The organism is Solidesulfovibrio magneticus RS-1 (assembly GCF_000010665.1).
Taxonomy (GTDB): domain Bacteria; phylum Desulfobacterota; class Desulfovibrionia; order Desulfovibrionales; family Desulfovibrionaceae; genus Solidesulfovibrio; species Solidesulfovibrio magneticus.
In genome coordinates, this window is record NC_012796.1 from 4,857,834 (window position 1) to 4,880,454 (window position 22,621).

The window sequence follows — 22,621 nt, forward strand, 5'->3', positions numbered from 1 at the left end:
GGCAGGCCCAACGGAGGAACGGATGGCTTTTGACGCCGAGACCCGCGCCCTGTTTCAAGAAGAAGTGGCCGAAAACCTCGCCGAACTCGACGGGGCGCTGCTGGAACTGGAAAAAAATCCCCGCGACCACGATCTGATCGATCGGATCTTTCGGGCCGTGCATACCCTCAAGGGAGCCTGCGACATGTTCGGCCTGGTCCAGGTGGTGGCCCTGGCCCATGACCTGGAATCGCTTTTCGACCATGTCCGGGGCGGCTGGCGACGGGTGAGCAAGGAACTCCTCGACGCCGCCTTTGCCGCCAAGGACCGCTTCGCCGCCATGCTGGCCGAAGGGGCCGACCCCGAGGCCGAGGCCGACCCGGCCCTGGCCCAACGCCTCAAGACGCTGCTGCGCACCACGGACATGCCCGACGAGGAACCGGCCGGGCCGGCTCCCGGCCCGGCCACGCCCGCTGCCGACAACAGCCAGGACGACGCCGAACTGGCCGCCGTCCTGGCCGGCATCCTGCCGGAAGCTCCCCAGGCCCCCCATGTCTGGGACATCGTCTTCGCCCCCTCCGACCCTGGCCATCTTTCCTGCAGCGACCCCCTGGCCCTGCTCGACGAGCTGCGAAGCCTTGGGCAGGTGGAGACGCGCTGCGACATAAACGCCGTACCGGACCTGGAAGCCCTCGACCCGACCGACTGCCGGATGCGGTTTTTCCTGCGCCTGACCACCGGACCTGACGCCAACGCCAACGCCCTGCGCGACGTATTCCTGTTCCTGGACAACCCCGGCGATGTGACCATCACCCCGGCCGAGGCCGACGCCCCCAGGAACTTGCCGGTTCCGGCCGCGGCCGCGCCTCGCCCCTCGGCCCAGGCCCCGCAGCCGGCTGCCGCACCCCAGGCCGCACCGCCGGCCGCATCGCCCCAGCCTGCTGCGGCCGTGGCTGCCACGCCGCCGGCCCCGGCCACAGCCCAGACGGCTTCGGCCCCGGCCACCAAACCCGAGGCCGCTGCTGCGCCGCAAACCGCGCCCAGCGCCGAGGCCAAGGCCGCGCCCCAGACGGCCAAAAAAGACGCCATGCAGAGCCTGCGGGTGGACGCCGGCAAGCTCGACGATCTGGTCAATCTCGTCGGCGAACTGGTCATCGCCCAGGCCCGGCTCACCCAGCTGGCCGGGAGCCTGGGCCAGCCGGCGCTGACCAGCGTGGCCGAGGAGATCGAACGGCTGTCCAACGAGCTGCGCGACAATACGCTGGGCATCCGCATGCTGCCCATCGGCACGACATTCAGCCGGTTTCGGCGGCTGGTGCGCGACCTGTCCTCGGAGATGCGCAAATCCATCGAACTCGTCACCGAGGGCGGCGAGACGGAACTCGACAAGACCGTCATCGAGCAGCTCAACGATCCACTGGTGCATCTGCTGCGCAACAGCATCGACCACGGTATCGAATCCCCCCAGGACCGGCTGGCCGCCGGCAAGCCCGAGGCCGGGACCATCATCCTGTCGGCCGAACACGCCGGCGGCGAGGTGGTGCTGACCATCATCGACGACGGCAAGGGCATGCAGGCCGAGCGCATCCGGGCCAAGGCCGTGGAAAAGGGGCTTATTCCCCCGGACGCGCGCCTAACCGACGGCGAATGCTTCAACCTGATTTTCCTGCCTGGCTTTTCCACGGCGGACAAGGTCACCAGCATCTCGGGCCGGGGCGTGGGCATGGACGTGGTCAAGCGCTCCATGGACGCGCTGCGCGGCAAGATCGACGTGCAAAGCGAACCGGGCAAGGGCACGCGCATCACCATCCGGTTGCCCCTGACCCTGGCCATCATCGACGGGTTGCAGATCAAGGCCGGCGAGGACCAGTACATCATTCCGCTGTCCCTGGTGGAAGAATGCGTGGAACTCTCACGCGACGGCGGCGACGGGACCCGCCGCGGCCGCACCATCCAGCTGCGCGGCGAAATCGTGCCCTACATCCGGCTGCGCGAAGCGTTTGAAATGGAAGGACTGCCCCCGGCCATCGAGCAGGTGGTGGTGACGCGATTCGAGGGCGAGCGGGCCGGCATTGCCGTGGATCAGGTGCTTGGCCAGCAACAGACGGTCATCAAGAGCCTTGGCAACTACATCGGCTCGGTGTCCGGCATCTCCGGGGCAACCATAAACGGCGATGGCACCATGTCGCTTATTCTCGATGTGCCGTCACTTGTGGCTTCCGTGAAGCGTTCGGCAGCCTGAGGCCGATTTTGCAGTCTGGCTGCCGCCACGTTGCGTCGCGCTTCGCCGCCGCAGCGGAAACCATCGTACCCAATACGCTCCGCGCGCGAGACGAGGACGCCAAACGCGCGCGCCGCATTGACCACGCGCCCCCGGGCCGCTACACTCGGCCAAATTGACAGGATGAGGAACACCATCGCATGTCCAACGACCCGTATGCCCTGTTCGCCGATTTCGTGGCCCGCAAAAAACTCAAGATGACGCCCCAGCGGCGGCAGATTCTCGACGTGTTCCTGGCCGAGGAAGGGCACCTCACCTCCGAGGAACTCTACCAGAAGGTCAAGGCCGACCATCCCGGCATCGGCCAGGCCACGGTCTACCGCACGCTCAAGCTCCTGGCCGACTCCGGTCTGGCCAAGGGCGTGGAGTTCGGCGACGGGGCCATGCGCTACGAGATTCTCTACGGCCAGACCCACCACGACCATCTCATCTGCGAAGCCTGCGGCGTCAACGTCGAGGTGGTGGACCCGGCCATCGAACAGCTGCAGGAAGAGGTGGCCCGCCGCCATGGCTTCACCCTGACCGCCCACAAGCTGTATCTTTACGGGCTGTGCCCGGAGTGCCGCAAAAAGCGCGCCTAGCCCGGCTCTTTGGCTCAGAAAACCAGCGCGGCGGCCCCTGTCCGGGGCCGCCGTTTTTTTGCGTCGCCAAGACGCGGCCGCTTAGCCCTCTTCCGGCGCGTCGTCGTTCTCGTCATCGTCGCCCTCGGCCAGGGCCGGGCCGTCGCCAAGCTCGGCCAGTCCGGCCGCCGCCAGTCCCTCGGCCCAGCCCCCGGGACGGCCGGCGCATTCGGCGAACACCCGGCTGGGGCAGCAGGCGCAGCGTTCGGGGTCCAGCCGGGCCACGATGCCGGCAATGGCCGATTCCTTGTCGCGAAAGACGTTCTCCGCCCCGATGCGGGCCAGACAGCCGCCGCGCGTCAAGAGCTCCATGACCTCGCCCTTGAGCGAACAAAAAAAGATCTCCCGGCCCGAGAGCTTCATGGCCCCGGCTTCGTGAAACAGCATGTGGCAGCCGCCGGCGTCGATGAAGTTGATGCCCGAGCCGATGATGAGGATGTGGCACTGTTCCGGGCTTTTCTCCACGATACGATGGAGCTCTTCGGCGATGTGGTTGACGGCCCCGAAAAAGATGGAGCCGTCCAGGCGCAGGATCTTGAGCTGGGGGCATTCAGCCAGCTTCTTGCGGCGCACGTTGACCAGGGCGTGCCGGGAGGAGGCAGGGTCCGGGGCCAGGGTGATGAAGTGGGGGTGGCTGGTGCGACGCAGATAGAGCAGAAGCGACAGCATGACCCCGGCGTAGATGGCGAATTCCAACCCGACGAACAGCGTGGACAAGAACGTGGCCGCCAGCACCCCGGCCTCGGACCGGTCGGTGCGCAGGATGTGGCGGATGGCCTTGGCGTTGACCAGCCCGGCCGCCACCAGCACGATGACCCCGGCCATGGCCGCGATGGGCAGGTAAGCCGTGGCCGGCGCGACCAAAAGCACGACCAGGGCCAGCAGCACGGCCGAGAACACGGCGGCCAGCGGCGTCTTGGCCCCGGCGTCGAAATTGACGCCGGTGCGGGTGAACGACCCCGACGAGGCGTAGCCCGAAAAAAATCCGCCGGCGATATTGGCCAGTCCCTGGCCGATGAACTCCTGGCTGTTGTCGATATGCTGCTCCGAGCGCACGGCCACGGCCCGGGCAATGGACACGGCCTCGGCCAGCCCGAGCATGGCCACGGCCAAAGCGCCCGGGAACAGCACCCGGAAGGTGTCGAGGTCGATTTCCGGCAGCGACAGCGGCGGCAGGCTGGCCGGCAGCGCGCCCACCAGCTTGGCCCCGTGGCCGGCTCCGTTAAGGACATGGCACAACAGGCTGCCGGCAATAAGCGACAGCAACAGGGCGGGGCAGCGCGGCCACAGCCGCCGCAACACCAGGGCGACAAGCAGCGTGGCCCCGGCGATGAGGGCCACGTGGCCGTTGACGGCCGGCAGCTGCTGGAAAAAGGCCAGCCAGGTTTCGAGAAAGGAGCCGCCGCGCGGCAGGGTGACGCCGAAAAAATGCCCCAGCTGGCTGGTGGCGATGAGGATGGCCGCGCCGGCGGTGAAGCCCGTGACCACCGAATGGGACACGAAATTGACCACCCCGCCCAGACGGGCCAGGCCCAGGCCGAACTGGACCAGGCCGGCCAGGACGGTCAGCGCCAGCACGAGCCGGATGTAGTCCGGCGAGCCGGGCGGGGCGAGCTGGCTGACGTTGGCGAAAACGACCAGGGAGATGGCCGTGGTGGGGCCGGAGATGAGGTGCCAGGACGAGCCGTAAAGGGCGGCCACGATGACCGGGACCATGGCGGCGTAGAGGCCGTACTGGGGCGGCAGCCCGGCGATGGCGGCAAAGGCCACGCCCTGGGGCAGCACGATGACCGCGCCGGTGAGTCCGGCCCACAGGTCGGCCGTGAGCGTGCGCCGCCCCACCCGGGGCCACCAGGAAAGAAAGGGGAAAAGGCGCGGCAAAAGCCGCAGCAGCGGCTCGAATCGCGACGGGCGGCGGGGCAGATCGCAGTGTTCCACAGGGCGTCTCCGGGAGGGGTGTATGGTAACGACCATACCCGGGAAGCGGCCGGGGTCAAGGCTTGGGGCGTGTTTCGCCTTCCCGGCCGCCGGGCGCGGCGCAAGCCAAACAATACGCCCCGGCCACCCCGGCGAGCTCCCCCAGTCCCGGGGGCACGATGTACTCGGCCACTCGGGCCGTCAGCCGCTCGTCGGGCAGATACCCGCCCAAGGTCGCCACGAACCGCTCCCGGACCTTGGCGAAAAAACCTTCCTCGCCGAGCCGGCCGCCCTTGGGCACGCTGCCGCCGAGGATGATACGGCGCGGCGACAAGGCGTAGGTGACGGTCGCCAAGGCCTCGGCCACGTAGGCCGCCTCATGCTCCCAGGCCGGATGATCGGCAGACAGGTCCTCGGCCGCCGTCCCGGTCCGGGCCGCCATGGCCGGACCGCTGCAAAGCCCCTCCCAGCAGTCGCCGTGGAACGGACAGACCCCGGGAAACACGTCCCCGGCCAGACGCCGCAAGCCGATATGGCCCATTTCCGGGTGGGTCAGCCCATGGAGCAGCCGGCCGCCGGCCAGTCCGCCCACGCCGATGCCCGTGCCGATGGTGACGTAGAGGAAATCGTCCAGCCCCCGGGCCGCGCCCCATTCCCGCTCGCCCAGGGCCGCGCCGTTGACGTCGGTGTCGAAACCGATGGGCCGGCCCGGGAAAGCCCGGCCAAGGGCGCCCAGGAGATCAAAGCCGCTCCAGCCCGGTTTGGGCGTGGTCATGACCCGGCCGTAGTCGGGCAGGGCCTTGTCCAGGCAGACCGGGCCAAAGGAGGCCACGCCCAGGGCGGCAAGGGGCGCGCCGCGCCGGTCCTCGCGGGACTTGAGCCAGCCGGCCACGGCGGCCAGGGTGGCGGCGGGATCGTCGCCCGTGGGAAAAACGGCCCGGTTCTCCGGTCGCCGGATGTCGTCAAGGCCGGCCCCGACGGCGCAGACAAACTTCGTTCCCCCGGCCTCGACGGCTCCCCGAAAAGCCTTTTCGCCCATGGCTCAATACATCCCCTTGCCCTTTGTTGAATACGGTTGCCTTATGGCGGAACAGGCCGCCCGACAAGGGGTATGACGAGGACTTTGAGCCTGAGGCCCGAAGCCATTGGTTTTTCCCCGCGCTTTGGCTATCGTGACGGCGCGGCATGGTCGCCAAACGGACCATGCCGCGCCGTCACGGAGAAGCCCTATGCTGACCATGGCCTGCGTCGGATCGACCAATTTCCTCGGCTGCCTGCCCAAGGACGCGTTTGCCGTCGTGTCCGTCACGCCGCCCGCTCTCCAATGCCGCACCTGGGAGGCTATCCGGGCCGCCTGCGGCCGGTCGCCCGACATCGTGGCGTACTTTGACTACAGTGCGCCCCCGCCCCTGCCCGGAGTGGAGCATTTCCCCTGCCTCACCGTCTTTGGCTGCGTGGACAGCCACATCCACCATTGGTATCCGACCTATGCCCAGGCCTTTGACCTGTGCACGGTGAGCCTGCGCGACCATCTGTCGGCCTTTCAGGAAAACCTGTCCCCGGACCGGGCCATCTGGCTGCCGCCCGCGGCCGAAGCCGTGGCCGCCGAATCCCTGCCCCGGGAGGAAGACAAGGACATTGATCTGCTGTTCGTCGGCAAGGTGGACGCCGATCTGACCCCCGGCCGGGCGGTCCTGCTGGAGCAGCTCGCCGCCCTATTCCCGGGCCTTGTCGTCACCCAGGGGAACTGGCGTAAACTGTTCCCCCGGGCGCGCCTCGTGCTCAATATCGCCGAACACGGCGACCTCAACTTCCGGGTCTTCGAGGCGCTTTCCGTCGGCTCCTGCCTGCTGACCCCCGAGATCGGCCACGGCCTGACCGAGCTGTTCACCCCGGGCGAGCAGCTCTTCACCTATCCGCCGGAGGACCTGGACAGCCTGGCCGCCCTGGTCCGCGAACTGCTGCCCGACCCGGCCAGGCGCGAGCGCGTGGCCCGGCAAGGCCTGGAAGCCATGCGCGCCCGGCACAGCCCGGCGGCCCGGGCCGAGCGGTTCGCCGGCTTTGTCACGGCCCAGCCGGCCCAAGCCCTGATCCGCCAACGGCTGGAGGCGTCCCGGGAACTTCCCGCCTCCCTGCGGCTGCTCTATCTCCACTGGGCCGAGGCCCTGCCTGGCGACCCGCGCGCCGCGCTCTACCTGGAAGCGGCCAAGGGCCGTCTGCCCGCCGGATCCTGCGGCCTGTAGCCGGGCGGAGACGCCAGCCGGCAACCCGCTACCGCGATCTCACCCCTTGCCACGACGGCCAAAGGGCCTTACAGTTACGGTACCTTTCTCCATGGACGGAGCCGGTCCCCGAAGCACGGGGCCGCGAGGGCAGGCACGCTCGTGTCCCCGTCGCGTGGCGCTTTTGCGCCCGGAGTCCGCCCATGGCCGCCATTGCCGCCGCATCGCCCATTGGGGCCTATCAGCGCGAGGCGTCTCGATTGACGCCCGCCGCGCCGCGCGTGCCCGGCAAGGTCATCAGCCGCGAGGCCGGACTGTCGTTTGGCCCCTTTTCCCTGCGCTACTCGGCCACGGACTACGAATTCGACCTCTCGGGCACGCCTCCCCAGACCAGCTTCGTCGACGCCCTGGACGCCGCAGCAGCCAGCGCGCTTTTGGCCGAAACGCCGGCCCTGGGCCAAGCGCCGCCGCCCAACGCCTACACCCGCCGCCAGGCCCTGGCCGGCTACGCCACGGCCGCCGCCGTCACGCCCCAGACCGCCTCCGGCCCGACCATGCTGTCGCTGCGGGTCTGACTTTTCCCCCGCCGACACGACCCGTCCCGAGAGTTTCCGGCCTGCCCTGTGTCCACGCCGCCACATCGGGCGCGCCGACGCAGCGAGTGGCCGTCAACCTGCCTGAGGCAGTCTCCCGCGCGACAACCTGGGCACGATGCCGCCCACGCAGTGGCAATACTGCCGGTACTGCTCGCCGAAACGCGACAACAACCAGACTTCTTCATGGGGAATGCACAGCCAGTAGAACACCCCCGCCACCACCGGCGTCAAAAGGGCCAGCAGCGTGCCTTGCATGAGCGCCAGTCCGGGCACGATGCACCAGATCCAGGCAGCGTAAAGCGGATGGCGCACCACGGCGAAAATGCCGCGCGTGGCGAGCTGTCCGGCGTCGATGGCTTTGTACACCGAAAACGTGCCCAGGGCGTAAACCACAAAGCCCAGGGCGAGAAGCACTCCGCCCACGGCCAGAGCCAAGCGTTCGGGGATAAGGCGGTCGCAAAAGGATTCGATCAGGATGGCGTCGTAGACGATGGCGAGCAGGCCGTAGCAGATGGTGGCGCGGTAGAGCATGGTTCCCATTCCCCAACGATTCATGGCCTCACCTCCGGGGGGTCATGATTTGCTTGCACCGAAAATCCCCTCGCTTGTCAAGGGGGGCCTTGACAGCCCCGGGCTTCCTCGGCCACCAAAAAACAGCCGTGTCCATCCAAGTCGTACGCCTGCTCGCCGCCGCGCCCCTGCCCATGACCGTGGCCGTCGCCCTGGGGCTTCTCTCCGCCTTGTGGCTGGGGCTTTTCTGCACGGCCTCCATCCGGGCCGCCCTGGCCATGGCCGGCGCTTCGGCCGGCGGAGCCATGCTATCAGTCTGCGACGCCCTGTCCCGGCTGGCCGAAGCGCGCCGGGTGCGCCACATCCTGGCCCGGCGGGGCTTTGATCCCCGGGTTTTCGACGCCATGGCCCGCTCCCGCTGCCAGCGCGATGCCGCCCTGCACGCCGCCCGCCAGGCCGGCTGCATCGACAAGGCCAAAGCCCACTACCGCTCCCGGGGCTTTGCCTGGTATCATCTGCTGCCTCAAGGGACGACCAACGCCCCCTGGCGACTGCTCGCCCCCCGGTTTCTCAAGGGAAGCTTCCTGGCCTTTCGCCGCCCGCGCCGGCCGCGCCCCTAAGCGGCCCCGGCGCATACCGCCACCGGAGAACCCGCCATGTTCGAAACCGCCTCTCACGACGCCCTGGCCGGACTGCTCGACGCCCTAGGCCTGTCCGAAACGCCCTACGGCATGTTCTACACCAACGACGCGCCGGCTTCCGGCTTCGCTCCAGAGGCCGGCCCGCCTCTGTCCATCGAGGCAGAACAGGCCGGAACCATTGACTGGGGCGCGGTCTGGGGATCGTTCTCCTGCGTCCTGGGCAAGCTCTGGCTGGCCCGGCGCAAAGGCGAGGCAGCCTGGTTCGCCGCAGACCGCTACGGTTGCCCGGGCGGCTCGTTCTACCTCGGCTTCCACCAGCCCCAGCTCGATTTCATCGCCTGCTACATCTCCACCGGCATCCCCGGCACGCCCGTGGCCGGCGAACGCTATCTGCCCTCACCGGCCTCGGCCCGCCGCTTTTTCACCGAGATCGCCCCGCGCCCGGCTCCGGCCAAATACTGCGTCTTCAAGCCCGTCACCCGCTTCGCCCCGCACGAAACGCCCGAAACAGTCACCTTCTTTGCCCGGGGCGAGACGCTCACCGGCCTGGCCAACCTGGCCGCCTTCGTTACCGACGATTTCGAGGTCACGGCCGCGCCCTTCGGGGCCGGCTGCAGCTTCATGACCACCTGGCCGCTGCACTATCTGGCCAGGAGCCGGCCCCGGGCCGTGCTTGGCTGCGGCGACCCGTCGGCGCGCAAATTCCTGAAACCCGACGAAATGACCTTCACCGTGCCCTCGACCCTCTACGAACAGCTCCTCACCCGCTGGCCCGAAGCGTTCCTGGCCACCAAGACCTGGGCCGGCGTTCAGAAAAAGATCGCCCGCAGCCGCGAGGTTTGGAAGGAAGAGGGATAAGGAGAAGAGGGCAAGACGGAGAGTGCCTCCGGTGGCCGGGGGCCTGAGGCCCCCGCCCCACCGAATGGAGGAAAGATTGACAGGGGAGCCGTAGGGGATGTTTGACCGACCGGTAGGAAGGTTAGGAGTCTTTCCTGGTTTTCCGAGGGGGATCCGCCTGCTCCAGGCCCTTGAGCCGCGCGGAGAAGGCGTTTTGGATCAGCTGCTGCACGGTGGCGGCAGCTTCCCCAGGCCATGAAAAAGCCCCCCGAAGCGACGCTTCGGGGGGCGAAATCGTTTCCTGGCCGTCTTGTTAGCGCCAGGCCTTGGTCTTGCCGGAGTAGCTAAAGATCTCGCGGATGGCTTCGTCCTTCTCGGTCCAGGGACCACGCAAGGCGGCTTCCTTGGTCGGTCCGACGCTGGTGTACACCCGTTGCATGTAGGTGATGTGGCCGACGTAGGGCGTGTGGTCGTACTCCACGCGCTTGACCTCGGCGCCCAAGGATTCGCGGATGATGATGCGGTAGGTGGCCTCCCACTGGCTGCCGACCTGCTTGATCTTCTTGTTGGCCATGGTGCCGACGCCCAGGCGGTCCAGCTCGTCCACCCACTTCTGGGCATAGCGCCAGAATTCGTCGCGGATGGGCTGGGGCACGTCGGTGGCGTTGCCAATCACGCCGGTCTTGCCAAACGACGCCCGCATCTTGTCGGTGAGCTCCACCGTTGGGGCCGGAACAGGGGCCGGTTCCGCGCCCTTCTTGCCTTTCTTGCCCTTGACGGGCTTTTCCTCGACCACGCCCGGGTCCAGGGCTTCCTTGCCCCCGGCCTTGCGGGCCGTGGCGTCGGGCTTTTCCGCCACCACCGGAGCCGGCGCAACGGCCACAGGGGCCGGAGCCGCAACGGCAGGCTTGGTCTCGGCCTTGGCCGGCACGGCGGCCACAGGGGCCGGCGCGGCGGTCTTGCCGGGAATGGTCAGGGTTTGTCCGGCCTTGAGCTTTTTGGCGTCGGCCAGATTGTTGGCGGCGAGCAGCGCCTTGCCGTCCACGCCGAACTTCTTGGCGATGACGGCCACGGTGTCGCCCTTTTCGACCTTGTAGGTCAGGGGCTTTGGCGTATCGACAACGACGGTCGGAGCCGGGCCGGAAGCGGGGTAAACGTGGAGGCCGGCAAAGGCGGCGGAGGCAGCAAAAAGAAGGAGAGCGAGGGCGGCGAAGATGCTTCGAGCGGTGGGCATGGGGTGTTCTCCGATCAAAAAGCCAGACGCCCCTGGCGGGGCGTCTGGCCGGCGAGACTTGGAAGTCTCACTACATGGACTTGAACTTGATCACGCAGCGACGGTTCAGAGCGCGGCCCTGAGCGGTCTTGTTGGTGGCCACCGGATCGGACTCGCCGAAGCTGATGGTCTCGATGCGGGAGGCGTCGATGCCCTTCTTCACGAAGAAGGCCTTGACCGAGTCGGCGCGGCGCTGGCCGAGCTTCATGTTGTACTGCTCGGTGCCGATGGAGTCGGTGTGGCCTTCGAGGATGACCTTCATGCCAGTCTTGGACTTGATGATGGCGGTGCCTTCTTCAAGGACGGGCACGAACTCGGGCTTGATGTTGTACTTGTCGAAGTCGAAGTAGATGCTGCGGAAGACGACGATTTCGTCTTCGATCCACTCGTACAGGGCGCACTCGAGGAACTTCTCGCGGGCGGCCTCGTTGCGGAGCAGCTCTTCGCCGAGCTCGATGCAGTTGCACTTGCCCAGGGCGGCGATGGCCTTGAGGACCTGCTGGCCGTGCTTGTTGTCGGACAGATCGACAATGTAGAAGCACAGGTTGTCGCCGTACTTGGCCTTCAGGGACTGGGCCACGGCCACGGGATCGACGCCGCAGTTGGAGTCGCCGTCGGAGAAGATGAACACGCCGGTCTTGCCGCTAAGGGTCGAGACGGGCAGCTTGTCCAGATCTTCCAGGCCCTTGCCCATGGGGGTCATGCGGCCGTAAACGGTGTAGTCGGTGTTGATCTTTTCAACAGCGGCAGCCATGGTGGCCTGCTTGTACGGAGCCATCGCAGCGTACTCCTTGTACGGAGCGAAGGTGTACAGACCGGCCTTGTAGCCCAGTTCGGGGGTCATCTTGTTCAGTTCACGGGCCAGGGACTTGGCCATCATGATCTTGGAGACGCCGCCAAACTGCACATAGCGCTGTCCCTTGTAGGAGAACGCCATGGAGCTGGAATGGTCGATGAAGTAAATGAAGTTGTCGACCTTCGGGACCTGCTTCTTGGCCATGGCCGGACCGCTGAATCCCAGCAGCAGGGCGACCAGAGCCACCAACACGACTTGCAGTTTCTTGTTCATAACTCCCTCCTCGGAGTAGTGAATGAGATTCACCCTTGCCTAAAAAAAACCACCCTCATTAGCCTGAAACGGGATTTTCCCGCCCGCGGGCGGAAGAACCCCAAGCCCCCTGTCGTGTCGTAACCTCTTGAAATAACGACCTTCCAGGGTGCTTCCCTCTGTTCTCCGGTTTAACATATAGTTCTTTTTGCCAGGCAGCGCAAGTGGATGCGCCCCCATTCCCCAGCCTCGGGCCGCCTTGCGCCAAGCCCTTGGGCTGCCTATAGCATATTTCTTCTGAATGTGTACAAAAAACCTGGCCGGCCATGCCCGCCAGCCTAACGCCAACGCAGGAGCGCTGATGTCCAAGAAATACGGTTTTTCCGTCCTTCGCGACGAAATCGTTGAAGAATACGCCGCCAGGGCCATCCTCTACCGCCACGACCGCACCGGAGCCGAACTCCTTTCCCTGATTTCTGACGACGAGAACAAGGTTTTCGGCGCGGCCTTCCGCACCCCGCCCGCCTGCTCCACCGGCGTGCCCCATATCCTCGAACACTCGGTCCTGTGCGGATCGCAAAAATACCCAGTCAAGGAACCCTTTGTCGAACTCCTCAAAGGGTCGCTCAACACCTTTCTCAACGCCTTCACCTACCCCGACAAGACCTGCTACCCGGTGGCCTCCACCAACCTGCGCGACTTCTATAATCTGGTTGACGTCTATCTCGACGCCGTGTTCTTCCCCCGCATCCCCCGGGCCGTCTTCCTCCAGGAAGGCTGGCATTTTGAATGGAATGACGGCGGCGAGCTGATCCGCAGCGGCGTGGTCTTCAATGAAATGAAGGGCGTCTACTCCTCGCCCGATTCCGTGCTCGGCGAATTCTGCCAGCGCACCCTGTTTCCCGACACTACCTACGGCGTGGACTCCGGCGGCGACCCCAAGGTGATCCCGACGCTGACCTATGACGCCTTCAAGAATTTCCACGAGACCTACTACCATCCCGGCAACGGCCGTTTCTTCTTTGCCGGCAACGACGATCCCGATGAGCGCCTGCGCCTGCTTGGGGCCTACCTCGATCGGTTCGAGGCCCGGCCGGCCGCCTCGTCCGTGGCTCGGCAGCAGCCCTTTGCCGCGCCGAAAAAAATCGAGATGCCCTACGCCGCCGCCCCGGGCCAGGCCGGGCGCGCCTTTGTCGCCTGCAACTGGCTGCTGCCCGACGTGGCCGACCAGGATCTGGTCATGGTTTTCGACGTGCTGGAGCATGTGCTCATCGGCCTGCCCACCTCGCCCCTGCGCAAGGCGCTCCTCGACAGCGGCCTGGGCGAGGATCTCGCCGGCGGTGGGCTGGAGAGCGAACTGCGCCAGATGTTTTTCTCGGTGGGCCTCAAGGGCGTGGCTCCCGAGGCTACGGGGCAGGTGGAGACGCTCATCCTCGAAACCCTGACCCGGCTGGCTGCCGAGGGCCTGCCGGCCGACGCCGTGGAAGCCGGGGTCAACGCCCTGGAATTTTCCCTGCGCGAAAACAACACCGGCTCGTTCCCGCGCGGGCTGTCCTTGTGGCTGCGCTCTCTGACTACCTGGCTGCACGACGGCGACCCCTTGTCCCCTTTGCGTTTTTCCGGTCCCCTGGGCCGGCTCAAGGCCCGGCTGGCTGCCGGCGAGCAGGTTCTCGAAGACGCCATGCGGCTGTGGATGCTGGATAATCCCCACCGCGTGACCTTGACGCTCACCCCGGACACCGAGCTGGACGCCCGGCGCGTCGCCGAGGAAAAAGCCGAGCTGGCCGCCGTGGCCGCCGCCCTGGACGAGGCCGCCAAGGCCGCCATCGCCGCGGATCTCGACATCCTGCGCCAGTTCCAGGACACCCCGGACACGCCCGAGGATCTGGCCCGCATCCCGTCCCTGGCCCTGGCCGATCTGCCCCGCGACGAAACGCCCATTCCCGAGCGCGCCGCCCAAGCCGGCCAAGCCGAGCTGCTGCTCCATCCCATCGAAACCGCCGGCATCGCCTATGTCGATCTGGCCTTTCCCCTGGCCGGCCTGCCCGACCGCCTTGTTCCGCTGGTGCCGCTGTTTGGCCGGGCGCTTTTGGAACTGGGCACGCCGCGTTTCGACGCCGTGACCCTGACCCGGCGCATCGCGGCCAAGACCGGCGGCATCACCCGCGAGGCCATGGTGGCCGGGGTGGTGGACGCCGGCCCGGACGCTGTGGCGGCCAAACTCGTGCTGCGGGCCAAGGCGACCCTGGACAAGATGCCCGATCTCTATGAAATCTTGGGTGAAATCCTTACTAAAACCGATTTCGGCAACCGCGAACGGTTTGTCCAGATGGCCACCGAGGCCCGCTCGCGCCTGGAGCGCCGGCTGGCTCCGGCCGGCCATGCCACGGCCGGCTCGCGCCTGCGCGCCCGCTACACCCTGTCCGGGGCCACCGCCGAACGCCTGCGCGGCGTGTCCCAGCTGCTGTATCTGCGCGAACTCGCCACGCGCCTGGAAGCCGACTACGACGGCGTGCGGGCCGACCTGGAAACCCTGCGCGATCTCGTCCTGACCCGGGCCGGAACCCTGGCCGGGCTGACCGTGTCCGAGGCGGCCATGGCCTCCCAGGAAACGGCCCTGGCCGATTTCCTCACCGGCCTGCCCGGGGCCGCCCCCGCGCCCCAGGCCTGGTCCCGCCCCGGCCTGCCCGCCGCCGAAGGCCTGGCCATCCCGGCCCAGGTTCACTACGTCGGCCTGGGACTGGACCTGACCACCACCGGCTGGAGCTTTGACGGCGCGGATCTGGTGGCCAGCCGCTATCTGCGCATGGCCTATCTCTGGGACCGGGTGCGGGTGCGCGGTGGGGCGTATGGCGCGTTTTGCTCCCTGGACCGCATCGCCGGCCAGGCCGTGTTCGTGTCCTACCGCGACCCCAACACCGAGGCCACCATCGAGGCCTTCCGCAAGGCGGGCCACTATCTGATGGACACGAGCTTCTCGGACGAGGAGATGACCCGGGCCGTCATCGGGGCCATCGGCGACATCGACGCCCACATGCTGCCCGACGCCAAGGGCCATGTCGCCCTGGCCAGGCGGCTGACCGGCGACACGGCCGAGCGGCGGGCCAAACTGCGGGCCGAAGTGCTGGCCGCCGGCCCGGCCCGGTTCCGGGCTTACGGCGAGGCTCTGGACGCGGCCGCCGCCGACGCGGCCGTGGTGGTCCTGGGGCCGTCGGCCTCCCTGGATGCCCTGGGCGCGTCCGTGCCCGGCCTGGCCCGCCTCGACGTTCTGTAGTTCTGGAAGCTGTCGCGCCTCCCATAACGCAAAAGCGCCGGACGGCCCCCTCGGCCGTCCGGCGCTTTTTTGCAGCATGGGCGCAGTTAGCGCGGCAAGGCCAGATAGCGGGCGTACATCCAGCCCGTGGCCCCGCTGTCGACCAGGGTCACGCGGGCCCAGCCGTTGGCGTCGTATTCCCACACCCGCACGGCCTGGCCCCGGTAGGCCACGGTGCGCACGTCGCAGGAGGTGGACGGACACGCCCGGATATACACGGATTCGACGGCGGTCACCCGGACGTAGCCGGCCGGCGGCGGCGGCGGCGGCACGCCGATGGACACGCTGCAGCCGCCGATGGCGGCGGCGAGCAGGAGCAGCAGGGTCAACGCTGGCAGCAGGCGCTTGTTCATGGTCTCCCCCTTGAAAGCCTTTTTGGGGTCCAATATGCCTGCCCAGGACCTGACTGTCTAGGAATTCCTTGACTTTTGTTCGCCCCAGGGCACAAACTGCATCATGGAAGTAACCGTCCTGGTGGACAACAACACCCTCATCGACTGCTACCTGCTGGCTGAACCCGGGCTGTCGCTCCATCTGCGGGACGGCGACACGCAGGTGCTCTTCGACTGCGGCTATTCCGACGTGTTGCGCCGCAACGCGGCCACGCTGGGCCTTGATCTGGCCGACCTGGACCAGGTGGTGCTCTCCCACGGCCACAACGACCACACCTGGGGGATCGTGCCGCTCATGGCTTGTCTGGCCGAGCACGCCGCCAACGCCGGCAGGACGCATCGGCCAAAGCTCACCGCCCATCCCCAGGCGCTGACCCCGCGCCGCCTGGAGCACGGCGAACCCATCGGTTCGCTCCTTGGCTACGACGCCCTGGCCCAGTGTTTTGACTTGGTCCTTTCGCGCGAGCCGGTCCCCATCACCGACCGGCTGCTGTTTCTTGGCGAAATCCCGCGGCTGTTTCCCTTTGAAAACATCACGCCCATCGGGCAGCGCCTGGACCCCGACGGCCTTGTGCCCGACGACCTGCCCGACGACACCGCTCTGGCTTACCACGGTGACGACGGTCTGGTGGTCATCACCGGCTGCTCCCACGCCGGCATCTGCAACATCGTGGAGCACGCCCGCCGCACCACTGGCCAGCGCCGGGTGGCCGCCGTGGTGGGCGGCCTGCATCTGCGCAAGCCCGATCCGGCCCGTTTCGAGGCCACGGCCGACTATTTCCGCCGCATCGGTCTGGCCGCCCTCTACCCCGGGCACTGCACGTCGCTTGCCGCCAAGATCGCCCTGTCCCGCACCCTGCCCGTCCACGAAGTTGGCTGCGGCCTGCGCCTGAGTTTCTCCTGATCGTCCTCGCGCCGCCCGTACCTGGCGCGTTGCCCCGCGCCCGCCTTTCGCTTATCAACCCCGCACGGCCCCAGGGCCGGCCAAGGAGCCTTGCATGCGGGAGAATAGCCCCATACGCCACGACGTTTCACGCCTGACCGAGGAAGACATCTATCTCTTCAAACAGGGCAACCACTTCGATCTGCCCGACAAGCTCGGTTCGGCCATGATGGAGGTCGAGGGCGAACCCGGCGTCCACTTCGCCGTCTGGGCTCCCAACGCCCGCACCGTCTCGGTCATCGGCGACTTCAACGACTGGGACCCCGACAGCCACCCCATGGCCGTGCGCCACGACGCCTCGGGCGTCCACGAATGCTTCATCCCCGGCGTGCCCAAGGGCACGCGCTACAAATACCACATCAACTCCCAGATCGGCGGCTACAAGGCCGACAAGGCCGATCCCTTCGCCTTTTACTGGGAGACCTCGCCCCATACCGCCTCCATCGTCTGGGACCTCGACTACCAGTGGAACGACGCCGCCTGGATGGAAAACCGCCGTGACAAAAACGGCTTTGCCTCGCCCATCTCCATCTACGAACTGCACCTGGGCTCGTTTCGCCGCGTCCACCAGGACCGCTACCGTTCCCTGTCCTACCGGGAACTGGCCGACCACCTGACCGACCACGTGCTGCGGGCCGGATTCACCCACGTGGAGTTCCTGCCGGTCATGGAACACCCCTTCTTCGGCTCCTGGGGCTATCAGACCCTGGGCTACTTCGCCCCCACCAGCCGCTACGGCACGCCCCAAGACTTCATGGCCCTTATTGACCGGCTCCACCAAAACGGCGTCGGCGTGGTGCTGGACTGGGTGCCCTCCCATTTCCCGGCCGACGGCCACGGCCTGTCCTATTTCGACGGCACCCACCTTTACGAGCACGCCGATCCGCGCCGGGGCTACCACCCGGACTGGAACTGCTACATTTTCAACACCGGCCGCTACGAAGTGCGCGCCTTTCTCATCTCCAGCGCGCTTTTCTGGCTGGGCCGCTACCATGCCGACGCCCTGCGCGTGGACGCCGTGGCCTCCATGCTCTACCTCGACTACTCCCGCCGCGACGGCGAATGGATTCCCAACATCCACGGCGGCCGGGAAAACCTCGACAACATCGACTTTTTGCGCCGCCTCAATGAAATGACCTACGCCCGCTTCCCGGACACCGAGACCATTGCCGAGGAATCCACATCCTGGCCCATGGTCTCGCGCCCGCCCTACCTCGGCGGCCTGGGGTTCGGCATGAAGTGGAACATGGGCTGGATGCACGACGTGTTGCGCTACTTTTCCCGCGACCCGATCTTCCGCAAATACCACCATGGCGAACTCACCTTCGGCATCTGGTACGCCTTTACCGAAAATTTCGTCCTGGCCCTGTCCCACGACGAGGTCGTCTACGGCAAAGGCAGCCTCATCCGCAAAATGCCCGGCGACGACTGGCGGCGTTTCGCCAACCTGCGCCTGCTCTACGGCTTCATGTTCGGCCATCCGGGCAAGAAGCTGCTGTTCATGGGCGGCGAATTCGCCCAGTGGCAGGAATGGAACCACGACGCCGAGCTGCAATGGGAGCTGCTCGACTCGCCGCCGCACCAGGGCGTGCTGCAATGGGTGGCCGACTTAAACGCCGTCTACCGGTCCGAACCGGCCCTGCATCAGCGCGATTTCAAGGCCGAAGGCTTCGAATGGGTCGATTTCCGCGACGCCGAAGCCAGCGTGCTGGCCTTTTTGCGGCGCGGCAAGGACCCGGACGACATGGTGCTGGTGGTGCTCAACTTCACGCCCGTGCCGCGCGAGTTCTACCGGGTCGGCGTGCCCAGGCCCGGCATGTGGCGGGAGCTGCTCAACAGCGACGCCCGCCCCTACGGCGGCTCGGGCCTGGGCAACGCCGGCGCGGTCATGGCCGAAGCCGTCGAGAGCTTTGACCGCCCCTATTCCCTGACGCTGACCCTGCCGCCCCTTGGCGCCGTGTTCTTGCGGCCGGCCTAATTGCAGGGCGCTGCCCTGCACCCGCACGGGCGCTGCCCGTGACCCGGCAGGGCGCTGCCCTGCACCTGCCGGGGGGATTATCCCCCCGGACCCCCTGGCCGTCTGTGGCGGGCGGGGGAGCCACAAGCAGGCGGAGTGGGGTGTGTGCCCTGTTGGCCCCCTTGCCCCTGCCATCCTTCCATGGCATCCCTATCCAGAGAAAAGTTTTTGGGGAAGGTGGGGGGCGTGGGGGGAGGAAACCCCTTTTTTCAAAAAGGGGTTTCCTCCCCCCACATTCCTCCCTTCCACCCCGCAAGGAGCTTCCATGCTGCGCAGAGCCAGCGGCGTGCTCATGCACGTCACCTCGCTTCCCTCCCGGTTCGGCATCGGCGATTTCGGCCCCGGCGCGCGGCGCTTCGCCCGGTTTCTGCGCCAGGCTTCCCAGTCCTATTGGCAGATCCTGCCCCTGTCGCCGACGTCGACCTTTATCGGCAACTCGCCCTACAGCAGCGATTCGGCCTTTGCCGTGAGTCCGTTGCTCATTAGCCCCGAGGCCATGGTCGAGGACGGCTGGCTGGACGCGGCAACCCTGGAGGCGGCCGTGGTGGAAGGCGATCCGGCCGTGGCGGATTTCGAGCAGGCGCAGGCCAAGAAAGAGGCGCTTTTTCGGGCAGCCTTTGCCGCTGGCCGCCAGCGACTGGCCGGCGACGCCGCCTATGTCGTCTTTTGCCGCGAGGCGGCCGGCTGGCTGGACGATTACGCCCTATTCCGGGCGGCCAAGCGCGAACAGCACGAGGCCGGCTTCGCCTCGTGGCCGGCCGGGCTGCGCGACCGCGAGCCGGCGGCCCTGGATGCGCTGAAAATCCGCATGGCCGACGAGATCGAATACGCCCGGTTCGTGCAGTACCTGGCCCACAGCCAGTGGACGGCCCTGCGGGCGCAGCTGCGGCAGGCCGACATCCAGGTCATCGGCGACATGCCCATCTACGTCACCGAGGACAGCGCCGACGTCTGGGCCAACCCGGAGCTGTTCAAGCTCGGCCCGGACAAGCGGCCGGTCTGGGTGGCCGGGGTGCCGCCGGACTATTTCAGCAAAACCGGCCAGCGCTGGGGCAATCCGGTCTACGACTGGCCGGCCCACGAGGCCGAGGGTTTTGCCTGGTGGCTGCGGCGCATGGAACGGACGCTGGCCCTCTACGACATCGTGCGCCTGGACCATTTCCGGGGCTTTGAGGCCTACTGGGAAATCGCGGCCAGCGAAGCAACAGCCATAAACGGCACCTGGGTCAAGGCCCCGGGCCAGGCGCTTTTCACCACGCTGACGCGCCGCTTCCCGGCCCTGCCCATCATCGCCGAGGATTTGGGCGTGATTACCGCCGAAGTGCGCGAACTCATGGCCGCCTTCAACTTCCCCGGCATGCGCGTGCTCCAGTTCGCCTTCGGCCCGGGCATCGCCGAAAACCGCGACGCGCCCCACAACTACGAACACAACCATGTGGCCTACACCGGCACCCACGACAACAACACGACCCTCGGCTGGGCGCGCGGCGAATCCGGCGGCGAGGCCCTGGAATCGCTCTACGCCTACCTCGGCCGGCGCGTGCCTCATGAGGAGGTGCCCTGGGAACTGCTGCGCCTGATCATGCAAAGCGCCGCCTCCAAGGTCATCGCGCCCATGCAGGATATCCTGTGCCTGGGCGAAGGCGCGCGCATGAACATGCCGTCTGTGGCCAAGGGCAACTGGTCCTGGCGGGCCGTGGACAACCACTTCGACGCGGCCATTGCCGCGCGGTTGAGGGGGATGACCGAGATATTCGGCCGGAATCATTGAGAGAAGAAGAGAGAGGAAGATGCCTCCGGCGGCCGGGGGCCTGAGGCCCCCGGACCCCCCATCGGGGTGGATGAGCGGTGGCGTTGCGGGGGCGAACCGTTTACGGACGGGAGGCTGGCATGACGAAATCCTATCTGCTCTTCAAGTGCGGGGCGACGGGGCGCACGCCACTGGCGACGTTCACCGCCGACAACGTGGACGAAGCCCGGGAAGCGCCCACCTGGCTTAAGCGCAAACACCCGGACATGGCCGCGCTGCGTCTGGCCGAGGGCGAATTTTTCGAGATCATCGAAAAAGACGTCTGCGACCCGGCCGACTGGGACGCAGCGGTGACGGCCATGGCCGCGTCCCAGTCGGTCGGCGGGTAAGTCGCGGCCCTAGGCGAGAAACGCCTCGACGGTTTCCAGGTAGCGGGCCGGCTGCTCCAAGTGGTGGCTGTGGCTGGCGTCCTCGATGACGGTGAGCCGCGCCCCCGGGATGCGGCCGGCGAAGTCCGCCGTGGTCTCGGGCGTGGCTTCGTCGTAGCGGCCGCAGGTCAATAGCGTCGGCACGGTGATCGTCCCCAGCTCCGGGGTGGCGTCGTAGCCGGCCAGGGTCCCGGTCAGGGTGAATTCGCTTGGCCCCCACAGGTGCAGGTAGCTGGGCAGGCCCATGCCCTCGATGGCGCGCATGAGGCAGTCCGGCCAGGGATCGAGACGGCAGACATGTTTGGCGTAAAACGCGCCCATGGCCGCCTGATAGGCGTCGCTGTCGTAATCGCCGGCCGCTTCGGCGGCGGCCACGGCGTCTTGCACCCCTTGGGGCATGGCGGTGAGATACGCCCGCTGATCGGCGGCGAACCGGGCGGCGCTCAGGCACGGCCCGGAGAGCACGAGCCGCTCAACCCCTTCCTGGCCGCGCCGCAGCAGATATTCTACGCTGAGCAGCGCGCCAAAGGATTGCCCCAAAAGAGCCAGCTGCATAAGCCCCAAGGCTTGGCGCACGGCGTCAAGTTCTTCGACGTAACGCGGCAGGGCAAAAAGCGACAGGTCGTCTGGCCGGTCGGAGCGGCCGCAGCCGAGCTGGTCGTAGAGAACCACCGGCCGGGCGTTGGCCAGGGCTTCCAGAGGCTCCAGGTAGTCGTGGGGCAGGCCCGGGCCGCCGTGGACGACGAGAAGGGGCGTGCCGGGCGCGTCCTGGCCGACAATGCGGTAGAAGACTCGACCGCCGGGCACGTTGATCAGCCCCTCGGAAGCCGGGCGTTGCGTCTGCATCAAAAGCCTCCTTGCAACAGCATAGCACTTCCACCGAGGCCATCCGGCCGTCGTCGTTGCCCAAATGGTCGGACCTGCGAGCGTTCGGCCCAGCCCCAGGCGGCCTCACCCCTTCTTGCCGTTTCCTACTCGCCGAGGGCGTCGGCCACGGGATTGCGCAGCACGCCGTAGCTTTCCAGTTCGATTTCGCAGACGTCGCCGGGTTTGAGGTAGCGTGGCGGTTTACGGGCAAAGCCCACGCCGGAGGGCGTGCCGGTGACGATGACGTCGCCGGGCTGCAGGGTCATGGCCTCGGACAAGGCGGCAATGAGCGCGGGAACGGGAAAGAGCATGTCCGTGGTGGTGGCTTCCTGGACCAGTTCGCCATTGACGCGGGTGCACAAAAGCAGGCCGCTTGCTCCAGGCGGCAGTTCGTCGGGAGTGCACAGCTCCGGGCCGAACGCGCCGGTGCCGTCGAAATTCTTGCCGAGAAACCACTGGGAGGTGCGAAACTGGTAGTCGCGCACGGAACCTTCGTTAAACAGCGCGTAACCGCCCACGTGGGCCAGGGCCTGGTTTTTGGGGATCAGTCGGCCGGGCTTGCCGATGATGACGGCCAGCTCGCCCTCGAAATCGAGTTTGGTCGAAACCATAGGGCGCAGGAGCGGTTCGTTGTGGGCGACAAGGGTCGAAGCCAGGCGGGCGAAGAAGGTCGGGTGGTCAGGCAGGTTGCGGGGGCTTATTTCCACGGCGTGGTCCACGTAATTGAGCCCCACGCAGATGATCTTGCCGGGGCGCGGCACGACGGGCAGCAGTTTGGCCGACGAAAAGCGCATTTGGGCGGCCGGAGGCGCATTATCAGCGGCCGTCCGTACGGCGTCGAACGCTTCCTGGCCGCCGGCCAGGAAGGCGATCATGTCGCGCGGAAGGCTGTCGTCAAGCTGGGAAAGATCGATGAGCACATCGCCCAGGCGTACGCCCAGGCGAGGTCCGTCGTTTTGGGCGAAGGAAACGAGACGCATGGGCACT

General features: G+C 67.1%; 19 protein-coding genes. 11 read left to right on the forward strand and 8 right to left on the reverse strand.

Annotated features, from left to right (window positions below):
- The first annotated feature begins 22 nt into the window (after positions 1 to 22).
- Both DMR_RS20235 and DMR_RS20240 read left to right on the forward strand, forming a co-directional pair.
- Positions 23 to 2,221, forward strand: a complete 2,199-nt coding sequence (locus DMR_RS20235) for a chemotaxis protein CheA (protein WP_015862910.1) — start codon at positions 23 to 25, stop codon at positions 2,219 to 2,221.
- A 179-nt stretch (positions 2,222 to 2,400) separates the two neighbouring features.
- Positions 2,401 to 2,841: a Fur family transcriptional regulator gene (locus DMR_RS20240; protein ID WP_015862911.1), complete on the forward strand. Its 441-nt coding sequence runs from the start codon at positions 2,401 to 2,403 to the stop codon at positions 2,839 to 2,841.
- Between the two features lie 81 nt (positions 2,842 to 2,922).
- Here DMR_RS20240 and DMR_RS20245 read toward each other — a convergent pair whose 3' ends face one another.
- Complete coding sequence (locus DMR_RS20245; RefSeq protein ID WP_015862912.1) at positions 2,923 to 4,854, reverse strand: SulP family inorganic anion transporter; 1,932 nt, start codon at positions 4,852 to 4,854, stop codon at positions 2,923 to 2,925.
- 19 nt (positions 4,855 to 4,873) lie between these two features.
- Positions 4,874 to 5,836 (reverse strand): ROK family protein, encoded by a 963-nt coding sequence (locus DMR_RS20250; protein ID WP_015862913.1) that lies wholly within the window; start codon positions 5,834 to 5,836, stop codon positions 4,874 to 4,876.
- Positions 5,837 to 6,026: 190 nt separating this feature from the next.
- Between DMR_RS20250 and DMR_RS20255 the strand changes: the two genes are divergently transcribed.
- Together DMR_RS20255 and DMR_RS20260 are read left to right on the forward strand one after the other, a co-directional pair.
- On the forward strand, positions 6,027 to 7,040 hold the full coding sequence (locus DMR_RS20255) for a glycosyltransferase (RefSeq protein WP_015862914.1): 1,014 nt from the start codon (positions 6,027 to 6,029) through the stop codon (positions 7,038 to 7,040).
- A gap of 182 nt (positions 7,041 to 7,222) precedes the next feature.
- Entirely contained in the window at positions 7,223 to 7,594 is a 372-nt protein-coding gene (locus DMR_RS20260; RefSeq protein WP_015862915.1) for a hypothetical protein, read from the forward strand.
- A gap of 93 nt (positions 7,595 to 7,687) precedes the next feature.
- Here the strand turns inward: DMR_RS20260 and DMR_RS20265 are convergent, their stop codons facing one another.
- Positions 7,688 to 8,170 (reverse strand): methyltransferase family protein, encoded by a 483-nt coding sequence (locus tag DMR_RS20265; protein ID WP_015862916.1) that lies wholly within the window; start codon positions 8,168 to 8,170, stop codon positions 7,688 to 7,690.
- 104 nt (positions 8,171 to 8,274) lie between these two features.
- Between DMR_RS20265 and DMR_RS20270 the strand changes: the two genes are divergently transcribed.
- Complete coding sequence (locus DMR_RS20270; RefSeq protein WP_043602061.1) at positions 8,275 to 8,745, forward strand: hypothetical protein; 471 nt, start codon at positions 8,275 to 8,277, stop codon at positions 8,743 to 8,745.
- Positions 8,746 to 8,781: 36 nt separating this feature from the next.
- On the forward strand, positions 8,782 to 9,624 hold the full coding sequence (locus tag DMR_RS20275) for a DUF169 domain-containing protein (RefSeq protein ID WP_015862918.1): 843 nt from the start codon (positions 8,782 to 8,784) through the stop codon (positions 9,622 to 9,624).
- Between the two features lie 292 nt (positions 9,625 to 9,916).
- Here DMR_RS20275 and DMR_RS20280 read toward each other — a convergent pair whose 3' ends face one another.
- Together DMR_RS20280 and DMR_RS20285 are read right to left on the reverse strand one after the other, a co-directional pair.
- Complete coding sequence (locus DMR_RS20280; protein ID WP_015862919.1) at positions 9,917 to 10,837, reverse strand: LysM peptidoglycan-binding domain-containing protein; 921 nt, start codon at positions 10,835 to 10,837, stop codon at positions 9,917 to 9,919.
- A gap of 70 nt (positions 10,838 to 10,907) precedes the next feature.
- A complete protein-coding gene (locus DMR_RS20285; RefSeq protein WP_015862920.1) occupies positions 10,908 to 11,945 on the reverse strand; it encodes an OmpA family protein in 1,038 nt (345 codons plus the stop codon).
- Positions 11,946 to 12,285: 340 nt separating this feature from the next.
- On the opposite strand from DMR_RS20285, the gene DMR_RS20290 reads away from it, so the two are divergent.
- Entirely contained in the window at positions 12,286 to 15,198 is a 2,913-nt protein-coding gene (locus tag DMR_RS20290; RefSeq protein ID WP_043601248.1) for an insulinase family protein, read from the forward strand.
- 86 nt (positions 15,199 to 15,284) lie between these two features.
- Here the strand turns inward: DMR_RS20290 and DMR_RS20295 are convergent, their stop codons facing one another.
- Positions 15,285 to 15,590 (reverse strand): SH3 domain-containing protein, encoded by a 306-nt coding sequence (locus DMR_RS20295; RefSeq protein ID WP_043602067.1) that lies wholly within the window; start codon positions 15,588 to 15,590, stop codon positions 15,285 to 15,287.
- A 103-nt stretch (positions 15,591 to 15,693) separates the two neighbouring features.
- Between DMR_RS20295 and DMR_RS20300 the strand changes: the two genes are divergently transcribed.
- The 4 genes from DMR_RS20300 to DMR_RS20315 all read left to right on the forward strand — a co-directional run bounded on the left by DMR_RS20300 (position 15,694) and on the right by DMR_RS20315 (position 20,728).
- Entirely contained in the window at positions 15,694 to 16,533 is an 840-nt protein-coding gene (locus DMR_RS20300) for an MBL fold metallo-hydrolase (RefSeq protein WP_015862923.1), read from the forward strand.
- Between the two features lie 94 nt (positions 16,534 to 16,627).
- A complete protein-coding gene (gene glgB / locus DMR_RS20305) occupies positions 16,628 to 18,550 on the forward strand; it encodes a 1,4-alpha-glucan branching protein GlgB (RefSeq protein ID WP_015862924.1) in 1,923 nt (640 codons plus the stop codon).
- Positions 18,551 to 18,854: 304 nt separating this feature from the next.
- The gene (gene malQ / locus DMR_RS20310) at positions 18,855 to 20,360 is read left to right on the forward strand and encodes a 4-alpha-glucanotransferase (RefSeq protein WP_015862925.1); all 1,506 of its coding nucleotides are present in this window, start codon (positions 18,855 to 18,857) and stop codon (positions 20,358 to 20,360) included.
- Between the two features lie 119 nt (positions 20,361 to 20,479).
- Positions 20,480 to 20,728 (forward strand): hypothetical protein, encoded by a 249-nt coding sequence (locus tag DMR_RS20315; RefSeq protein WP_015862926.1) that lies wholly within the window; start codon positions 20,480 to 20,482, stop codon positions 20,726 to 20,728.
- Positions 20,729 to 20,737: 9 nt separating this feature from the next.
- Here the strand turns inward: DMR_RS20315 and DMR_RS20320 are convergent, their stop codons facing one another.
- Together DMR_RS20320 and DMR_RS20325 are read right to left on the reverse strand one after the other, a co-directional pair.
- Positions 20,738 to 21,613, reverse strand: coding sequence for a proline iminopeptidase-family hydrolase (locus DMR_RS20320; protein WP_015862927.1), 876 nt, complete (start codon positions 21,611 to 21,613; stop codon positions 20,738 to 20,740).
- 125 nt (positions 21,614 to 21,738) lie between these two features.
- Complete coding sequence (locus DMR_RS20325; RefSeq protein ID WP_015862928.1) at positions 21,739 to 22,614, reverse strand: fumarylacetoacetate hydrolase family protein; 876 nt, start codon at positions 22,612 to 22,614, stop codon at positions 21,739 to 21,741.
- Positions 22,615 to 22,621: the final 7 nt, after the last annotated feature.